The 17,160-nt window shown below is 52.4% G+C and carries 17 protein-coding genes; 8 read left to right on the top strand and 9 right to left on the bottom strand.

The window, feature by feature from the left end; all coding sequences use genetic code 11:
- Positions 1-20: 20 nt before the first annotated feature.
- From fabD to yceD, 5 genes are read right to left on the bottom strand one after another with little or no spacing between them, the layout of a single operon-like run.
- Entirely contained in the window at positions 21-956 is a 936-nt protein-coding gene (fabD, locus tag ACYVG7_RS18985) for an ACP S-malonyltransferase (protein ID WP_460884666.1), read from the bottom strand.
- Between the two features lie 19 nt (positions 957-975).
- Entirely contained in the window at positions 976-1,935 is a 960-nt protein-coding gene (locus tag ACYVG7_RS18980) for a beta-ketoacyl-ACP synthase III (protein WP_460884665.1), read from the bottom strand.
- Between the two features lie 8 nt (positions 1,936-1,943).
- Positions 1,944-2,963 carry a phosphate acyltransferase PlsX gene (gene plsX / locus ACYVG7_RS18975; protein WP_460884664.1) on the bottom strand — a complete coding sequence of 340 codons (1,020 nt, stop codon included), beginning with the start codon at positions 2,961-2,963 and terminating at the stop codon, positions 1,944-1,946.
- A gap of 22 nt (positions 2,964-2,985) precedes the next feature.
- Complete coding sequence (gene rpmF / locus ACYVG7_RS18970; RefSeq protein ID WP_377152791.1) at positions 2,986-3,153, bottom strand: 50S ribosomal protein L32; 168 nt, start codon at positions 3,151-3,153, stop codon at positions 2,986-2,988.
- 20 nt (positions 3,154-3,173) lie between these two features.
- Positions 3,174-3,695, bottom strand: coding sequence for a 23S rRNA accumulation protein YceD (gene yceD, locus ACYVG7_RS18965; RefSeq protein WP_460884663.1), 522 nt, complete (start codon positions 3,693-3,695; stop codon positions 3,174-3,176).
- A gap of 126 nt (positions 3,696-3,821) precedes the next feature.
- Here yceD and ACYVG7_RS18960 point away from each other — a divergent pair, with 126 nt between their 5' ends.
- Positions 3,822-4,403: a Maf family protein gene (locus tag ACYVG7_RS18960; RefSeq protein ID WP_460884662.1), complete on the top strand. Its 582-nt coding sequence runs from the start codon at positions 3,822-3,824 to the stop codon at positions 4,401-4,403.
- Positions 4,404-4,407: 4 nt separating this feature from the next.
- Here ACYVG7_RS18960 and ACYVG7_RS18955 read toward each other — a convergent pair whose 3' ends face one another.
- Positions 4,408-5,094, bottom strand: a complete 687-nt coding sequence (locus ACYVG7_RS18955) for an HAD family hydrolase (protein WP_460884661.1) — start codon at positions 5,092-5,094, stop codon at positions 4,408-4,410.
- Positions 5,091-6,044, bottom strand: a complete 954-nt coding sequence (gene rluC, locus ACYVG7_RS18950; RefSeq protein ID WP_460884660.1) for a 23S rRNA pseudouridine(955/2504/2580) synthase RluC — start codon at positions 6,042-6,044, stop codon at positions 5,091-5,093. Before rluC ends, ACYVG7_RS18955 begins: the two co-directional genes overlap by 4 nt.
- A gap of 433 nt (positions 6,045-6,477) precedes the next feature.
- Between rluC and rne the strand changes: the two genes are divergently transcribed.
- From rne to ttcA, 4 genes are all read left to right on the top strand, one after another.
- Positions 6,478-9,534, top strand: a complete 3,057-nt coding sequence (gene rne, locus ACYVG7_RS18945; protein WP_460884659.1) for a ribonuclease E — start codon at positions 6,478-6,480, stop codon at positions 9,532-9,534.
- 265 nt (positions 9,535-9,799) lie between these two features.
- Complete coding sequence (locus ACYVG7_RS18940; protein ID WP_460884658.1) at positions 9,800-10,555, top strand: FNR family transcription factor; 756 nt, start codon at positions 9,800-9,802, stop codon at positions 10,553-10,555.
- Positions 10,556-10,668: 113 nt separating this feature from the next.
- Entirely contained in the window at positions 10,669-11,583 is a 915-nt protein-coding gene (gene uspE / locus ACYVG7_RS18935; RefSeq protein ID WP_460884657.1) for a universal stress protein UspE, read from the top strand.
- Between the two features lie 90 nt (positions 11,584-11,673).
- Positions 11,674-12,588: a tRNA 2-thiocytidine(32) synthetase TtcA gene (gene ttcA, locus ACYVG7_RS18930; protein ID WP_460884656.1), complete on the top strand. Its 915-nt coding sequence runs from the start codon at positions 11,674-11,676 to the stop codon at positions 12,586-12,588.
- A 100-nt stretch (positions 12,589-12,688) separates the two neighbouring features.
- On the opposite strand, the gene ACYVG7_RS18925 is transcribed toward ttcA, so the two are convergent.
- Positions 12,689-13,480: a glucosaminidase domain-containing protein gene (locus ACYVG7_RS18925; RefSeq protein ID WP_460884655.1), complete on the bottom strand. Its 792-nt coding sequence runs from the start codon at positions 13,478-13,480 to the stop codon at positions 12,689-12,691.
- Entirely contained in the window at positions 13,477-14,253 is a 777-nt protein-coding gene (locus ACYVG7_RS18920) for a hypothetical protein (protein ID WP_460884654.1), read from the bottom strand. Before ACYVG7_RS18920 ends, ACYVG7_RS18925 begins: the two co-directional genes overlap by 4 nt.
- Before the next feature lie 422 nt (positions 14,254-14,675).
- Between ACYVG7_RS18920 and ACYVG7_RS18915 the strand changes: the two genes are divergently transcribed.
- Genes ACYVG7_RS18915 through ACYVG7_RS18905 form a run of 3 tightly spaced genes read left to right on the top strand, consistent with a single transcriptional unit; the run spans position 14,676 to position 17,160 of the window.
- Positions 14,676-15,212, top strand: coding sequence for a DUF2796 domain-containing protein (locus tag ACYVG7_RS18915; RefSeq protein ID WP_460884653.1), 537 nt, complete (start codon positions 14,676-14,678; stop codon positions 15,210-15,212).
- Positions 15,209-15,919, top strand: coding sequence for an ABC transporter ATP-binding protein (locus ACYVG7_RS18910; protein WP_460884652.1), 711 nt, complete (start codon positions 15,209-15,211; stop codon positions 15,917-15,919). Before ACYVG7_RS18915 ends, ACYVG7_RS18910 begins: the two co-directional genes overlap by 4 nt.
- Positions 15,913-17,160 (top strand): ABC transporter permease, encoded by a 1,248-nt coding sequence (locus ACYVG7_RS18905; RefSeq protein WP_460884651.1) that lies wholly within the window; start codon positions 15,913-15,915, stop codon positions 17,158-17,160. Before ACYVG7_RS18910 ends, ACYVG7_RS18905 begins: the two co-directional genes overlap by 7 nt.

Here is a 17,160-nt window from a genome sequence, read left to right as displayed (position 1 = left end):
TAATTATTCGGGGCCGCTGATTATTGCAGCTTGGCCAGTATCTCTTGCAACGAGGCGGTATCATTAATAGCCGCTCCATCAACACGCTTGTCGATACGCTTTGCCAGACCGCTCAGCACCTTGCCCGGCCCCATTTCCACTTCAAATTCAATGCCGGTATTCGCCATATTCTCAACAATCTCGGTCCAGCGGACCGGACTGAAGAGTTGACGCACCAGCGCATCCTTGATTCGGGCAGCGTCAGTTTCGGCGGTTACATCCACGTTATTGATCACCGGAATAGACGGGTTATGGATCTCGACGAGTTGCAAGGCCGCCGCCAGTTTTTCGGCCGCAGGATGCATCAAGGCACAGTGAGACGGCACGCTCACCGGCAACGGCAGCGCACGCTTGGCACCTGACTCTTTCATCAGCACATTGGCACGCTCAACAGCCTCTTTATGACCGGCGATGACCACCTGGCCCGGAGAGTTGAAGTTAACCGGAGAAACTACTTGGCCCTGAGCTGCCTTTTCGCAGTTAGCCGCAATGCTCTCATTGTCCAGACCGATGATGGCCGCCATGGCACCGACCCCTTCAGGAACCGCCTCTTGCATCGCCAGACCACGCAACTCAACCAACTTCACCGCATCGGTAAAAGCCATGGCACCGGAGCAGACCAGTGCCGAATACTCACCCAGGCTATGACCGGCCATTACGGCAGGAGCTGGTGCACCCAACTCTTGCCAGACGCGCCACAAGGCAACGGAACTGGTCAGCAAGGCCGGTTGAGTACGCCAGGTTTTGTTCAGCTCTTCCGCTGGGCCTTCCATCACCAAAGTGAATAGATCGTAACCGAGAACCTGACTGGCTTCGTCAAAGGTGGCTTTGACCACGGGATATACGCTAGCAATTTCAGCCAACATACCAACGCTTTGCGAGCCCTGACCGGGAAATGCGATCGCGAACTTAGTCATGTGTCATTTTCCTGTGCAATTAAAAACGAATCAGTGCCGAACCCCAGGTAAAACCACCCCCAAAGGCCTCGAGCAAAATCAGTTGTCCCCGCTGGATACGCCCGGAGCGAACCCCTTCATCCAGCGCCAGCGGTACAGATGCCGCGGAAGTATTGCCATGCTTTTCCAACGTCAGGATAACCTGGTCCATCGACATGCCCAATTTCTTGGCTGTGGCACTGATGATGCGGTAGTTGGCCTGGTGTGGCACCAACCAGTCCAGCTCGGACTTGTCCAGTCCGTTAGCAGCAAGGGTTTCGGTGACAATCTCGCTCAGACGAGTAACCGCAACTTTGAAGACATCATTGCCTTTCATGTACATATAAGCGGGAAAATCAGCTGCAGCAGGGCCACGTTTACCTTGCGGTAACTTAAGCAATTCACCGTAACGACCATCAGCATGCATGTGGGTCGACAAGATGCCGGGCTCTTCAGAAGCCCCCAAGACCACGGCACCAGCGCCATCACCAAAAATGATGATGGTGCCACGATCAGCCGGGTCACAAGTGCGAGCCAGAACATCCGCACCAACCACCAGAACCCGTTTTGCGCTACCGCCACGAACAAATTGATCCGCAACACTCAAGGCATAGCTAAAACCGGCACATGCCGCAGCGATATCAAATGCCGGAATGCCAGGACAATCCAGCAAACCCTGCAATTCGCAAGCTGCGGAAGGAAAGGCATTCTCTGCACTGGTCGTCGCCAGGACTATCATGTCCAAATCCGTGGCTAGGATGCCAGCAGCCGACAGCGCCTGAATAGCTGCCTCTTTAGCCATGGTGACAACGGTTTCGTCTTCACCGGCTATCCGGCGTTCTTTGATACCGGTACGTTCAACAATCCACTCATCACTGGTTTCGACCATACGCTCAAGATCAGCATTGGTACGAACCGTCGCGGGCACATAACTGCCCGTGCCAAGAATTTTACTAAACATAGGTTCGACTAGCGCCTGTTTATTGGTTCTGCTTCAAACCGCTCGGCAATGCGAGCCGGAAGTTGATGTTGCACTTCCACGGTTGCTTGCAGAATGGCATTGGAGAAAGCATGCCGCTCGGCACGCCCATGACTTTTGATAACAATGCCGCGCAATCCTAGCAGACTTGCCCCGTTATACTGGTCGGGGTTCAGGTGAGAAAGGCGACGTTTGAAAAACCGGGTCAGGAAGCTTTGCAGCCAACCAGACATGCCATCCATCTGTTGATGGCTGGCTTGAGATAATAACCGGACCATACCCTCGGCCGTTTTGAGGGCGATGTTACCGACAAAACCATCACAAACAATAACATCCGCCACCCCCTGGAATAACGCATCACCTTCGATAAAGCCGCGATAATTGAGACCTGGAGTAGCCGAGATTAGTTCCGAAGCGCAGCGAACTTGTTCATTTCCCTTGTTGGCTTCTGCTCCAACATTCAACAGCGCCACCGCCGGATTTTCAATCCCGAGCACACAATGCGCTACCACACTGCCCAACATGGCAAATTGTCGCAAATTTTCAGGACTGCAATTGACATTTGCCCCAAGATCCAGAAATACCGAGCGGCCGCCTGTACTCGTCGGCACACAGGTCATCAAGGCGGGTCGCTCCACCCCAGGCAGGGTTTTCAACACATGCTTGGCGATGGCCATCAAGGCCCCGGTATTCCCGGCGCTGACGCATGCATCCGCCTTTCCCTGTTGCACCAGCTCCAGTGCCACTCGCATCGAAGAATCTTTGAGATGACGCAAAGCGAATGCCGGTTGCTCAGACATGGAAATGATTTGGGAGGCGTGGACTGTATCGACACGAGAATGACCCAAGAGGCCATTTTGTTGTAGCAAGGGATAAATACTGGTGAGGTCACCAACCAATATCAATTTTAAATGAGGCAAAAGCGACAGTGCCTGCACGGCGGCAGGCACTGTTTCAGAGGGGCCGTGATCGCCCCCCATCAAATCTAACGCCAGGGTTAGAAAAGACAAAAGTTAATCCTGCTTAAATAAATTAAGCAATAACCTTTTTACCACGGTAAAAACCGTCTGCAGTCACGTGGTGACGACGGTGAATTTCACCAGAAGTCGGATCCACGGTCAGTGCAGAAGCAGTCAGTGCATCGTGAGAACGACGCATACCACGTCTGGAACGGGTTTTACGGTTCTGTTGTACGGCCATTGACCTAACTCCTAATTCATTTACTTATGTTTCAAACCGTTAAGAACTGCGAACGGATTCGGACGCTCATCAGCAGGTTCAATTTTACCCCACGTCATCTGCATACCCCCTCGTTTACACTCATGCTCGGCGTGCATGGGCGCAAATGGCAGGGCGAGGATTAATTCATCCTCAAGCAGCTCGTAGAGATCAATTTCGCCGTTTTCATCCAACTCAATGGGCTCATAAGCTTCCGGCAGTTCCTCCTCCTCTACCTTCGCAGATAGCGGAGTGTAGATGAACTCGACGTCGCAATGATGATCAAATGCGTCACCGCACCGTTGGCACTCAAGCTTGACCAAGGTATGGGCAGTACCTTGCATAATGGTCAGGCCTTGGGCATCAGTACCAAAGGACAATTCGGCTTCGACATCATCTTGAATATCGATAACAGATTCAGCCAGCCGCACAAGCTGGGCACGCTCAACAACCCCGACATAATCGAGGCGCTTCACGGCACAACGGACCGGATCAATCTTAATGGGCAACTTCACCTTTTGCATAAGGCGCGCATGATATAGACAGTCCCAGTGATAGTCAAAGGAAAAACCTATTGCGCTGAATAATCGGTGAATAATTCAGAAGCGCTGGGTATGATCGCCACACATCCCCTACCAAATAAAGCAACCATGTCGCCTATTATTCTCGCATCCACGTCGCCATATCGCCAAGCACTGCTGGGTAAACTGGGTATGCCATTTATAGCCATGGCACCAAATACCGATGAGACAGTGCTGCTGGGTGAAACCGCCGAGCAGCTGGTCAAGCGCTTAGCCATCGCAAAAGCGAGTGATGTTGGCAGCCGTCTTGATCAAGGCTGGGTCATCGGCTCTGATCAGGCATGCACCATCGACGGCACCATTCTAGGGAAGCCAGGAACCCACGAACAAGCGGTCTCGCAACTCCGGCAACTCTCGGGCCACGCCGTCACTTTTTTTACCGGCTTATGTCTGCACGACATCCAGACAGGCCAGCAGCAATCGATCGTGGAGCCTTTTACCGTTCATTTCCGCACTCTGGATGAAGTCACCATCCAGAACTACTTACAACGGGAACAACCCTACGACTGTGCCGGCAGCTTCAAGAGCGAGGGTATGGGGATCTGTCTGTTTACACGCTTTGAGGGGCGAGATCCCAATACCTTGATCGGTCTTCCGCTGATGGCCCTCACCGATATGCTGCTGAGTTGGGGAGTTAAATTACCACAGTAGTGATCTACTCTGCCTCAGCGGTAACCGTGGTGTCCTGAATAGACAACAGGTAGCGAGCCAATTGTTCCAAATTATCAACCATGACGATCGGCTCATGGGCTTGCAGTTGCTGTGGCCCATGAACACCCCAGGTAATTCCAATCCGATCCATGCCCAGTGCTTGTGCCATGGCCATATCGTGAATGGAATCTCCTACCATCACCGCCTGACTCACGGGCACATCCAGTTGTTCCAGGATCTGCTCCAGCATCAAGGGATCGGGTTTAGAACGAGCCTCATCTGCACCTCGAGTTGACGCAAACAACGCCCCCAACCCGGTATCAAGCAGCACTCGGTCCAACCCGGCCCGCGCCTTTCCTGTCGCGACAGCTAATTGATAGCCACTGTTACGCCAAGTCTGGAGTTGTAATTCCACCCCCGGAAACAAAGGAGTAGGCGTCGTATCCAGATACAGATAATGCTCGCGGTAACGCGCCAGTACCTCTTCTACACCTGTAGCGGACACACTAGGAAATAGCATCGGAATTGCCGTACGCAAACTCAGTCCAATGATATCGTGGACAGCCTTCGTGTCAGGGACAGGCAATGAACAGTCGATGGCGGACTGTCGCATGCAAGAGACAATACGAGCCACCGAATCCATCAAGGTACCATCCCAATCAAAGATCAGGAGTTGATAACGCAAACTCATGACTTATCGCTATCCAGCTTGTTGAGTAATGCCTGTAAATGAGGATCGAGCGGCGCTTCCATCGTCATATCTTTCTGCTCAACTGGATGACGAAACGTCAGTCGACTGGCGTGCAGGAATAAACGCTGTAAACCCAGCCCCCGCATTTTTCCATCAAACGTGGCTTCACCATATTTGTCGTCGCATGCAATCGGATGACCGGCATGTGCGGTATGCACCCGAATTTGATGGGTACGCCCAGTGATAGGGCTGGCCTCGACCAAGGTCGCTTCCGCAAAACGTTTGAGAATATGAAAGCGGGTTTCTGAGGGTTTACCTTCCGGATTCACGCGAACAATACGTTCACCCGATTGCAAAACATTCTTTAATAAGGGGGCATTGACCACTTTGACATGAGCCTGCCATTGACCTCGCACCAAGGCACTATATTGCTTGCGCATCGTTTTGAGACGCAGCTGCTCATGCAGACTTTTTAACACACTGCGCTTTTTTGCAATGAGTAAACAGCCGGACGTGTCGCGATCGAGACGATGCACCAGCTCCATGAACCGGGACTCTGGGCGTAATGAACGCAAGGCCTCAATGACGCCGAAACTCAGACCACTGCCGCCATGAACCGCCATTCCCGCCGGCTTATTCAGAACGATCAGCGCATCATCCTCAAACAGGATCATGGCCTCTAAGGCCTGAATGCTGGACAGCTTCGCCGAAGGCAATTCATTGGGCTCGGCCACACGCACAGGCGGAACACGTACCTCGTCACCTGCAATCAGCTTGTACTCAGGCTTAATGCGCTTCTTATTTACCCGCACTTCGCCCTTGCGCAAGATCCGATAAATCAGGCTCTTTGGCACACCTTTTAGCTGAGTCTTCAAATAATTATCTATGCGCTGCCCTTCCTGCTCAGCATCGATTACCAGCAGCCGCACTTGTTGAGTTGATGTATTCATGGCGCTGATTCTACATCAGATGGCGAGCTTTGTCGCAAAGCCAAAACGCTGCCTTGCTATGGTTGGCGTTAAAATGGAATAATGCGTGCGATTTTATGTAGCCAACCGCCTGGAAAACGGGTTGGATCAGGCTCGACCGAAAACAACAGGTCAGGGATGCTGTGTCAGTGAATTTCTTTACACCCTCTTTGAGCCTGCTGTGGCAGTCTGATAGTTACGCAAAATCCTGATTTCGCCAGATTGTTCTATGCTACTACGCAGAAGTTGCGTTTCTAGCTGGGTAAAGGATGCGAAGACGAATCCCATGTGCGCCTCATGCATGACCAACCGGGAGGTTGCTCGACCATGCTACAGACTCGAGGCCGGTTCTCTTTTTCAATCCCTCAAATGGCGATTGCATTTCACATCAGAAAGAATTTATTTAGAGAATTGAATGAAAAGAATGCTAATTAATGCAACTCAAGAAGAAGAGTTGCGCGTTGCCCTCGTCGATGGACAACGCATCTATGATCTGGACATCGAAAGTCCAGGGCACGAACAAAAGAAAGCCAACATCTACAAAGGTAAAATCACCCGCGTAGAACCCAGTCTGGAGGCCGCTTTCGTTGACTACGGAGCTGAACGACATGGCTTTTTACCGCTCAAAGAAATAGCTCGCGAATATTTCCCTGCCAACTACTCCTTCTCCGGTCGTCCGAATATCAAAGAAGTGATTCGGGAAGGTCATGAGGTCATCGTCCAAATTGATAAAGAAGAACGGGGCACCAAGGGTGCAGCGTTGACCACTTTTATCAGTCTGGCTGGGAGTTATTTGGTATTGATGCCCAATAACCCACGCGCGGGCGGTATTTCCCGCCGAATCGAAGGCGATGAACGTACCGAGCTCAAAGAGGCGCTCAATGGTCTCGAAGTTCCAGATGGCATGGGACTTATCGTGCGCACCGCAGGCGTAGGCAAATCCCGCGAAGAGTTGGAGTGGGATCTGAATGTTCTGCTCAAGCACTGGGAAACCATCAAAACCGCCTCTGACCAGCAAGCAGCCCCTTTCTTGATCCATCAGGAAAGTAACGTGATTGTGCGTGCTATCCGTGACTATTTGCGCCGCGACATTGGTGAAATTCTCATCGATAGCCCGAAGATTTTCGAGCGCGCCAAGCAACATATCGAATTGGTTCGTCCTGACTTCATCAATCGAGTCAAATTGTATAACGGTGAAATTCCGCTGTTCAGCCATTTTCAGATTGAGAGCCAAATTGAATCCGCCTTCCAGCGCGAAGTTCGTCTGCCTTCCGGCGGCTCTATCGTCATTGATCCGACCGAAGCACTGACCTCGATCGACATCAACTCGGCTCGTGCCACCAAGGGCGGCGATATTGAAGAAACAGCGCTACAAACCAATCTGGAAGCTGCCGATGAAATTGCCCGCCAGTTGCGTTTGCGCGATCTGGGTGGCCTGATCGTCATCGACTTCATCGATATGACGCCAGTCCGTCATCAACGCGAAGTGGAAAATCGCCTGCGAGATGCCGTTCGTCAGGATCGCGCTCGTATTCAATTAGGCCGCATTTCTCGCTTTGGTTTGCTGGAGCTTTCCCGCCAACGTCTGCGTCCTTCGCTGAATGAGTCCAGCACTCATGTCTGCCCACGTTGCATGGGGCAAGGCACCATTCGGGATAATGAATCGTTAGCACTGGCTATTTTGCGTCTGATCGAAGAAGAGGCGCTCAAGGACAATACCGATCAGGTGCATGCCCAAGTTCCGGTGGATGTCGCAGCCTTCCTGTTAAATGAGAAACGCACGGCAATTCTGAAGCTGGAACAGCGTCATCAAGTCCGGATCATTATTATTCCGAACGAGCAGATGCAGACACCGCATTTTGAAGTGCTGCGCGTTCGCTCTGGTGAGGCCAACGAAGCGCCTAGCTATGAGTTGAAAAACGAACTGGTGCGTGATGGTTATGAACCGAAGCTGGTTGAAACCAAAGCGGCCATAGCAGAGCCAGCCGTCCAGGGCTTTAGCTCCCCAGTCTCACAACAAGCTCCTGTCGCCGTCGTGCAACCACAACCAGGTCTATTCTCGCGTCTGTTTGCTGCATTAACTGCCTTGTTCCGTAGCGACTCCCCCGCTGAGGAAGCACCAAGCAAGCCGACGGCCGAGCGCCGTGATAATCGCCGTCGTCGTGACAATAGCGCTTCTCGTGATAACAATCGTCGCCGTCCAGCTGAACCCCGTCGAGAACGCGTGGTAAAGGATAAAGAAGAGTCGTTCACCAAGACCAACGATGACAAAGCTTTCCGGAATGGTGATGAAAAGCCAGCCGCTCGTCGGCAGCGAAATGAGCGACCAGAACGTACGGAGCGAGCCGAGCGTCCTGAGCGTAATACTCAGGAACGCACCGAACGCCAAGAGCGTCCAGTCCGTGGTGAACGGACTCCGCGTCCGGAACGTAAGCCACGAGACAATCGGGAAGCGGTAGTAGCAGAAGCGCCAGTGGTGGTGAATGAGGCCGATCTGCAGCAGCGTCAGGAAAAAGAGCAAAAAGTTGCAGAACGTCGTGAACGTCGCAACATGCGTAAGAAGGTCCGCGTTAGCGAGCCGGTAACAGAGCAGCCTCAACTGCCATCTGCAGCCAGTGAGCAAGAGTATGACTGGACAAGTCGTGACGAGTTAAAGACAGCCGATATCCAGCAAGTTGAAACCCCGCTGGTTGCAGCCGTTGTCGAAGAGCACCTACTCGCCACTGACGTCGCTGATGCTACGACTGATGAGCAAAAGGTTCGGACACCGCAACGCCGTAAACGCATCAATGAAGATGCGCGTCGTCAGCGCCAGCCGCGTAGCGAAAGCTCTGAAGAGAACCAGCAGCCCGGCACTGAAGAACATGGCTCCAGCGAAGGTGACAAGCCTCGTCGTAGCCGTCGTCGTACCAGCGCGGTTCGCGATGAGCAAGCTCCTGAGCAGGGTGGCATTGCTCATGACATTCATGAGGAGAGTGATCGGGTCGAATTCCCCGTCATCACCGAAACCACCGCTACCCGCGAAGTGCCTGAGCAACTCGTAGCTCAGGTTGTTGAAGCAGAAGAAACCGTAGCGCCAGTGGCAGCTGCCCCCGTTGAGACTGTAGCTCCGACTGAAGAGATCGCGTCGGTCATAGAACCCGCAGCTCCGGCCATTACCGCCCAAGTTGCGACAACTGTCGTCACCGATGTCATCGCACAGCCTGAGCCGGTTCATAGCGAACCAGCCACTGCAGTGAAACCGGTCGAGGTAGTCGTGACCAAGCCAAGCAAGGCACGTCGCCGCAGCGGGATCGTTTCGAATGTGCACTTTGCACAAGCCGAGATGACCTTGCCGCCGTCAGCACCTGAGTTGCCAGCCAAGCATGTGGAATATCCACCGTTTGAACGTCAGGCAGTCCAAGTATCAGGACGCAAGGCTAGCATCACCGATTTGCGTAGTGTAGCGTCAGCCCCTATGACTCGTCCCTGAGCAAACCAGTAACCGAAAAAGCCGCGCTTGCGCGGCTTTTTTTATGCAATCCATTTACATCCCATCGGCTGATGCAATAGTCACTATTGCGATAGATGGCATCGGCGATCAATTTTTTCATCGAGGCAATGAGCAAGCATATTTATTCAATTTCATAGCCGAGTCATCCGGGGTTTTTAGCCTGTTGGCCTCTTAATATCTGTTCAAGCAGGCAGGCTTGATGGTAAAATTGTTTGATAAAAATCAATTTTAAACGAATGAGCCTATGACCCCAGACAAGAAACTTGGAAAAAGAGTGCAATCCGGTGGCTGTGCCATTCATTGCCAAGACTGCAGCATCAGTCAGCTCTGCATTCCATTCAGTCTGAATGACAATGAGCTGGATCAGCTCGATAACATCATTGAGCGCAAAAAACCGATCCAAAAAGGCGAGGCTTTATTCAAGGCAGGCGATGAGCTCAGATCCCTCTATGCCATTCGCTCTGGAACGATCAAGTCATACACCATCACCGAACAAGGGGATGAGCAGATCACCGGTTTTCATCTAGCAGGTGACCTGATAGGCTTTGACGCCATCCATAAACAGCATCACCCATCATTTGCCCAGGCTCTGGAAACGTCCATGGTCTGCGAGATCCCATTTGAGATACTGGACGACCTCTCCGGCAAGATGCCGAAACTTCGTCAACAAATCATGCGGCTGATGAGTAACGAAATTATGGGGGATCAAGAAATGATCCTCTTGTTATCCAAAAAGAATGCCGAAGAACGTCTGGCGGCTTTCCTGCATCGTCTTTCAACTCGTTTTGCTGAGCGTGGTTTTTCTGCCCGCGAGTTCCGTCTCTCCATGACTCGCGGCGATATCGGCAACTACCTCGGGTTGACCGTAGAAACGATTAGTCGATTACTCGGCCGCTTTCAAAAGCTGGAGCTGATCCGGGTCAAAGGTAAATACGTCACTATTATCGATGGTCCATCCCTGGCTGAATTGGCTGGCCTACCCACACATTCCAGTTGCTAGGCTCACACGGGGTCAACATCCTCATTTGTTGACCCAAACAGCACTCTGCTTATTGCTTTTGCGCTAACCTGCTTACAGGCTATTCAAGCGTTCAACAATTGTGAGAGGGCCATATGATCAAATATCGCAATATTCTGGTCGTCATCGATCCCAATATGGAAGCTCAACCCGCACTCTATCGTGCCGCCGAAGTTGCTCGGCTGCAGGATAGTGCGACCATCAAAGTCTTCATGTCGATTTATGATTTTTCCTATGAAATCACCTCCATCCTCTCCGTTGAAGAGCGGGATGAGATGCGCGAAGGTGTGGTGGCGCAACGCCGCGCCTGGCTCGAAGGCCTGATCCAGCCCTATCTGGATGAAGGGCTAGATATGACCCTCAAGGTGGTCTGGCATAGTCGCCCTTCCGAGAGCATTCTCAACGAGGTCAACCAGCACGGTCATGATCTGGTCATCAAGAGCGCGCATCAGCACTCCCTGCTGGAAAGTTTTATTTTCACTCCACTGGATTGGCAACTGATCCGCAAATGCCACCTCCCCGTTTTACTAGTCAAAGAACACGATTGGCCAGCGGATGGCAATATTGTCGTGGCCCTCAATTTTAGTAGTGAACCAGAGCAGGATTCACTCAACCAAAAACTGTTCAAAGAGGCTAACCATGTTGCCAAACTGGTCAAAGCCAATGTGCACCTGGTGAATGCGGTGCCCGCGCCTACGGTTAATATTGCGCTGGAGGTTCCCGGCTTTACCCCCGAGATCTATAACGAGGCCATTTTGTTACATCATCAGAGCATGATGAACGAATTTGCTCAGGAACATCATGTTCCAAGCGCACAAACTCATGTCATTGAGGGGCTGCCAGAGGATGTATTACCGGAGATTGCTGAACAACTGGATGCCGAATTGATCCTACTCGGTAGCCTAGGAAGAACCGGCTGGTCGGCCGCCTTAATCGGCAATACCGCCGAGCAGGTTGTCGATAGTCTGCATTGTGATCTGTTGGTTCTCAAGCCCGACTCGCAAACGTAACCGGAAGACGCATCCGCAATACGTCAAATCTTGCCGTCACCGGGACAGTGGCTATAATATGCGGCCAACTTTGTCCCGGGTGACTGCTAGATGTCTGACGAATTAAACTCCAAACAAGTCTATAACCTGAATAAGCTTCAAAAGCGGTTGCGCCGCCATGTTGGAGAAGCCATCGCTGACTTCAATATGATTGAGGACGGTGACCGGATCATGGTTTGCCTCTCCGGTGGAAAGGACAGTTATGGTCTATTGGATATTCTGTTGAATTTACGGGCTAGTGCACCGATCCACTTCGATATCATCGCAGTCAATCTCGACCAAAAACAACCCGGCTTTCCGGCCGATGTGTTGCCCGCCTATCTGGAACAATTGGGTATCCCCTATAAGATTGTCGAAGAAGATACCTACTCCATCGTCAAAGACAAAATTCCGGAAGGCAAAACCACCTGCTCGCTTTGTTCGCGGCTGCGTCGCGGTATTCTCTACCGGACGGCAACTGAGTTGGGAGCAACTAAAATCGCTTTGGGTCACCATCGGGATGACATTCTTGAAACCTTGTTTTTAAACATGTTTTTCGGTGGCAAGATGAAGTCGATGCCGCCAAAGCTGGTCAGTGATGATGGCAAGCATGTGGTGATCCGCCCCCTAGCCTACTGCAAGGAAAAGGATCTCGTTCGTTATGCCGAGTGGAAGGCGTTTCCGATCATCCCGTGTAATCTGTGCGGTTCGCAGGAAAATTTACAGCGCCAAGCCATCAAACAAATGCTCACTGACTGGGACAAGCGTTTCCCTGGTCGGATCGAGATCATGTTCAAGTCGCTACAAGACGTAGTCCCCAGCCACCTGTTGGACAATCAGTTATTTGATTTCAAAAATCTGGACCGAAGCCAGGGGCCCATTGACGGCGGCGATATTGCCTTCGATAAGCCTGATTTCTCTCCTGTTCCAGCTCTGGAGCTTGAAAATGATGATCTCGAACGCTTGCAGATTGTAGAACTGCAATAAGCGCGGGTCATCCAGCAGACACAAATGATCAAACGCTAGATACGACAAAGGCCCGTGTTCACACGGGCCTTTGTATAGGCACACTGTGGTTACTGAAGGGTTAGTTTGCCTTGGCGGCACTCCAGTAACGTTGATTGGTGCGGATCATCCCCTGGATCTTGCGTACGTAACCATCACCCATCGTTGAATAACGATTCAGACCCTTGGCTAACGCAACCGCATCCAGCGGCTTTACCTCCGCACGCATATCGGCGCGCATCTGGCGCACCTGCTTGTAAGCCGGATGCGTATTCACATTCCGCATGTAGGCCTGCACTGCCAGCTCTGGGGAATCAAACGACTTGACCTCTCCTGAGCCATTCCGGCGATACGGCGAAACACCACATCCTTTTTCAAAGCAATAGTGGCCAAAGAAGTTATTCAGTTTGCGGGCCATTCGGGATGTCCCCCACCCTGATTCCGTGGCCGCCTGGCTTAACACCAGTTCTGGAGGAAGAATATCCACCCGAACCAGGAGTTGATCAATCCCCTGCTCATTGAGCGGGAGGTTATCCAGGCGATACTGTTGTCCCATGTTCGCCAGCCACTCTTCCTGTTCGGAAGCAAGCTGGATCCCCTGGTTCAACTGTGACTTCAGTTTTTCAAGTTTACTGCGCTGAGTCAGTATGTTGGCCGCAACCGTCTCATAAGACGGACGCAGGTAATTGACAAAAGCTTGCTTGCGCTCGACAGGATCCTTAATAGCCTTGAAATCAGGCGGATCCATAGCCACCGAAGTGGCAAGCTCACGCTGGACGTCACGAGGCACAGGCCCCGGCGCGCCAGTATTACCCACAGCAGCCGGCATCACGGCGCAGAGTAACAGCAAGGTCCATAGTCTGGTCATCTTCATGCAACAAAGCTCCCCTTATCGAGCGATGCAGCATCCTTGGGCGATAGTTCAATCCGCACCCGGACACCACATACATCACGGTAGACGATGCCATTCACGATTAAGTAGAACGGTATCATCCAGATGAGCCCCAGGCCGAGTGGCAACATGGCTAGGACAAACAACGCAGCCAGCACAGCGTATAACAGCAACAACTGTGGCCAACCACGCAGAAACAAGCGGAAGGATGTCCACATGGCTCGCACCGGGGACAATCTCCGCTCCAAGATCAGAGGGATGGTAAACAGCATACTGACACTGAATAACAACAGCAGTGCCATGCTGACAGACTCTGCCATGCTCGAATGCATGGACAAACTCTCCAGCCCTCCTTTACACCCGGAAAGCAGCAAGCTCGTCTGAATTAATACAGGCGCCTGGCGAAGATAATCAAACACCATGCTGCCTCGCACGCGGGATCCCAGTGCGCGGCGTAACCCCAACATATCCAGACTGCTACTCACGGGTGATAGTACCGCCGCCAGCATGATGCTAAACAACATGCTGATGACGATGCTATCCGTCTCCAGCCAGCCGCTAAACGCCGCTAGCCGAATCAATAAAAACATCAAGGCAAGGACGGTTGCCACAGCCAACAATAAGCCGGTTTTAGCCCCCGACGTCAATTGCCAGCCTTCGCGTAATACAGCCTTCAGATCGAGACGAAACCCCGAATCCAAAGAGCGCTGTAAATCACCGCCGATAGTTATCAGATCTTGTTTCTGATCCGTCATTGCCCATTCTTTAATAAACCAAAGTTGGCATTATAGCAATAATTACCCTCCAAGCCCAACTTCACGGGATTTCGCCCCATTTAAGAAAGAAAAATCATGTTTTTATCGGGTTAAAAAACTCCTCAAAACGGTAAATCAAGTAAAAAATGGTTATTTTTCATAGAATAAGACGAAGGCAACAACCTTTGGAGTAATTTGGCACCCAAGTCTTGATTTCAGTGGTCCAGTGACCCTTTTCGTCCGATTCTCGACGCTCGCTGAGTCCAGGATCCCCATACAAAACGGACCAGCCGCCACCATGAAATCCCCTTGGCAGAGCTCTTGTCATCCCCATGTCATGAACACCTCGGAGGATAGAAAACCCAGCGGTGCTGGCCACATAACACCGCATCATTCCGTACAACAGAAGAGATCCGAGGCAGATGAGTAAAGCCATTCAATGGAGCCTGGCCGGTTTGTGGTTAGGTGGTTCCTGCATGCTATCCGCAGCCGAATTGTCCCCGCATACCGAACATGAAGCACATGAGCATGGACATGCCACGCTCAATATAGCCGTCGAGGGGACGAGTCTATTATTGGAACTCAAGGTTCCAGCCGCCGACATTGTGGGCTTCGAACACGCACCCCATACCGCAGCGCAAAAGCAGCAACTCGATGCGGCCTTGACCACACTGCACCAGGCCGATAATCTTGTTGATCTGGAAAAAAGCGCAGGTTGCCAGCTTCAGCAGGTCAAGGTGCAGCATCACCTGGATGGCAAAGCGTCCACGGCACACGGCGATATTGAAGCCAGTTATGCCTATTCCTGCCAGAGCCCGGAGGATCTGAACGCCATCACCCTGACACTCTTCAAGCATTTTGCATCATTACAAGACATTGACTATCAGATCATGGCCCAAAGCCATCAGGGGGCCGGCGAGCTGAGTCCAGAGAATCCCCAAGTGGAACTGCAGAAATGATGGATCTCGAACCGCCGGTGATTGCGATGTCCGGGGTCCAGTTTGGCTGGCCTGGTCATAACGCCCTATTAAACATCCCAAACCTTCAGGTTCAAGCCGGTGAAAGCCTGTTCATCAAGGGCGCAAGCGGCAGCGGCAAGTCGACACTACTCGGATTACTGACCGGGATCCACATCGTCAATCAGGGGAGGCTCTGCGTGCTGGGCCACGAGTTAAAATCCTTGCGCAGTTCGCAACGGGATCAGTTTCGTGCGCATCATATAGGATATATCTTCCAGCAATTCAACCTGTTGCCGTTTTTATCCGTGCTCGAAAACGTCACCTCGCCACTGATTTTCTCTCACCTCAAGCGGCAACGGCTGTCAGACACACCACTTCAGGAAGCCCATCGCTTACTGGACGCCTTACAGTTACCCGATTCCCTGCGTCAACGGCCGGTGCATCAGTTGAGCATAGGTCAACAGCAGCGGGTAGCCGCCGCACGAGCCTTCATTGGCCAACCAGCACTGGTGATTGCCGATGAACCCACTTCGGCGCTGGACTCGAGCAGCCGGGCCGCCTTCATGGAGCTGCTGTTTGCCGAATGCCGTCGCGCGCACAGCACACTGTTGTTTGTCAGTCATGACCCTAGCCTGGAGACGCATTTTTCCCGCGTCATCCCGCTCAGTGAGCTGAATCGGCTCCAGCCGGAGGAAGCCGTATGCTGATGCTCGCCGCTAAAAGTCTATGGTCGCGCCGTCTGACGGCTTGCCTGATTCTGATCGCCATTGCCATCAGTGTTTGTCTCTTCCTGGGTGTCGAACGGGTCAAAGAGCAAGCCAAGGATAGTTTTGCCCGCACCATCTCCGGAACCGACTTGATCGTCGGGGCTCGAACCGGCCCACTTAACTTATTGCTCTATTCCATTTTTCATCTTGGAGACGCCACCAATAATATCGGCTGGGATAGCTATCAGGCTCTACGGCAGCAAGCTGCCGTGGCCTGGACGATTCCGCTGTCATTGGGGGACTCCCATCAGGGATATAGGGTCATCGGTACTTCGGGCGAGTTCTTCCAGCATTATCAGTATGGGGATCACCTCCCACTGCAATTTGCTGCCGGTACTGAGTTTTCAAAAGTCTTCGATGTGGTCATCGGTGCCGAAGTCGCTCAAGCCCTGCACTATCAACTCAACGATGACATCATCATCGCCCATGGCACGGGAAAACATGGCTTCAGCCGACATGAGGATCTGCCCTTTCGCATCGTCGGCATACTGCAACCCACAGGAACCCCTGTCGATCGCTCGTTGCTCGTCTCACTGGCGAGCATCGAAGCCATCCATGTCGGTTGGGACTCGGGCCAGCAAGCCCAGCATCTGACAGCGGAACAGGCTCTGAGCCATAACCTGCAGCCACAGAGTATTACCGCAGCACTGGTCGGTCTGCACAGTAAGATCCAGACCTTTAGTCTGCAACGAGCCATCAACAGTTATCAGCCTGAGCCGCTGCAAGCCATCATGCCGGGTGTGGCACTGCGTGATCTCTGGCAGTTGATGTCGGTTGCCGAACAGGCATTGGCTTTTGTCTCTGCCTTTGTCGTGATTGCGGGCCTGACCGGCATGCTCACCACCTTGCTGGCCGGGCTCAATGAACGCCGCAGAGAGTTGGCGATCTTGCGTTCCCTGGGAGCCACGGCCGCGCACCTGTTTTGGCTGCTGACACTCGAAGCACTGATACTGATCTCTGGCGGTATTCTACTTGGCATCGCCGCCCTTTACCTTGGACTGATACTCCTGATCCCCTGGATCCAGCTGCATTATGGCTTACGACTACCAATGCAGATACCGACCAGCACCGAGTTACAGCTACTACTGGGCATTTGGTTGGCTGGCTTATTGGTAGGTACGCTACCGGCATGGCGAGCCCTACACTTTTCCCTTCACGATGGCATGACCCCGAGGAACTGA

It is taken from the genome of Pseudaeromonas pectinilytica (genome assembly GCF_054780855.1).
The sequence above is the reverse complement of the archived record's forward strand: the minus strand, read 5'-3'. Positions and strand labels throughout refer to the sequence as shown.

Excerpts from the sequence above, each read along its gene's own strand:
- fabD (WP_460884666.1), bottom strand. The coding sequence starts at position 956 with ATGACTAAGTTCGCGATCGCATTTCCCGGTCAGGGCTCGCAAAGCGTT.
- ACYVG7_RS18980 (WP_460884665.1), bottom strand. The coding sequence starts at position 1,935 with ATGTTTAGTAAAATTCTTGGCACGGGCAGTTATGTGCCCGCGACGGTT.
- rpmF (WP_377152791.1), bottom strand. The coding sequence starts at position 3,153 with ATGGCCGTACAACAGAACCGTAAAACCCGTTCCAGACGTGGTATGCGT.
- yceD (WP_460884663.1), bottom strand. The coding sequence starts at position 3,695 with ATGCAAAAGGTGAAGTTGCCCATTAAGATTGATCCGGTCCGTTGTGCC.
- ACYVG7_RS18960 (WP_460884662.1), top strand. The coding sequence starts at position 3,822 with ATGTCGCCTATTATTCTCGCATCCACGTCGCCATATCGCCAAGCACTG.
- ACYVG7_RS18955 (WP_460884661.1), bottom strand. The coding sequence starts at position 5,094 with ATGAGTTTGCGTTATCAACTCCTGATCTTTGATTGGGATGGTACCTTG.
- rluC (WP_460884660.1), bottom strand. The coding sequence starts at position 6,044 with ATGAATACATCAACTCAACAAGTGCGGCTGCTGGTAATCGATGCTGAG.
- rne (WP_460884659.1), top strand. The coding sequence starts at position 6,478 with ATGAAAAGAATGCTAATTAATGCAACTCAAGAAGAAGAGTTGCGCGTT.
- ACYVG7_RS18940 (WP_460884658.1), top strand. The coding sequence starts at position 9,800 with ATGACCCCAGACAAGAAACTTGGAAAAAGAGTGCAATCCGGTGGCTGT.
- uspE (WP_460884657.1), top strand. The coding sequence starts at position 10,669 with ATGATCAAATATCGCAATATTCTGGTCGTCATCGATCCCAATATGGAA.
- ttcA (WP_460884656.1), top strand. The coding sequence starts at position 11,674 with ATGTCTGACGAATTAAACTCCAAACAAGTCTATAACCTGAATAAGCTT.
- ACYVG7_RS18925 (WP_460884655.1), bottom strand. The coding sequence starts at position 13,480 with ATGAAGATGACCAGACTATGGACCTTGCTGTTACTCTGCGCCGTGATG.
- ACYVG7_RS18920 (WP_460884654.1), bottom strand. The coding sequence starts at position 14,253 with ATGACGGATCAGAAACAAGATCTGATAACTATCGGCGGTGATTTACAG.
- ACYVG7_RS18915 (WP_460884653.1), top strand. The coding sequence starts at position 14,676 with ATGAGTAAAGCCATTCAATGGAGCCTGGCCGGTTTGTGGTTAGGTGGT.
- ACYVG7_RS18910 (WP_460884652.1), top strand. The coding sequence starts at position 15,209 with ATGATGGATCTCGAACCGCCGGTGATTGCGATGTCCGGGGTCCAGTTT.
- ACYVG7_RS18905 (WP_460884651.1), top strand. The coding sequence starts at position 15,913 with ATGCTGATGCTCGCCGCTAAAAGTCTATGGTCGCGCCGTCTGACGGCT.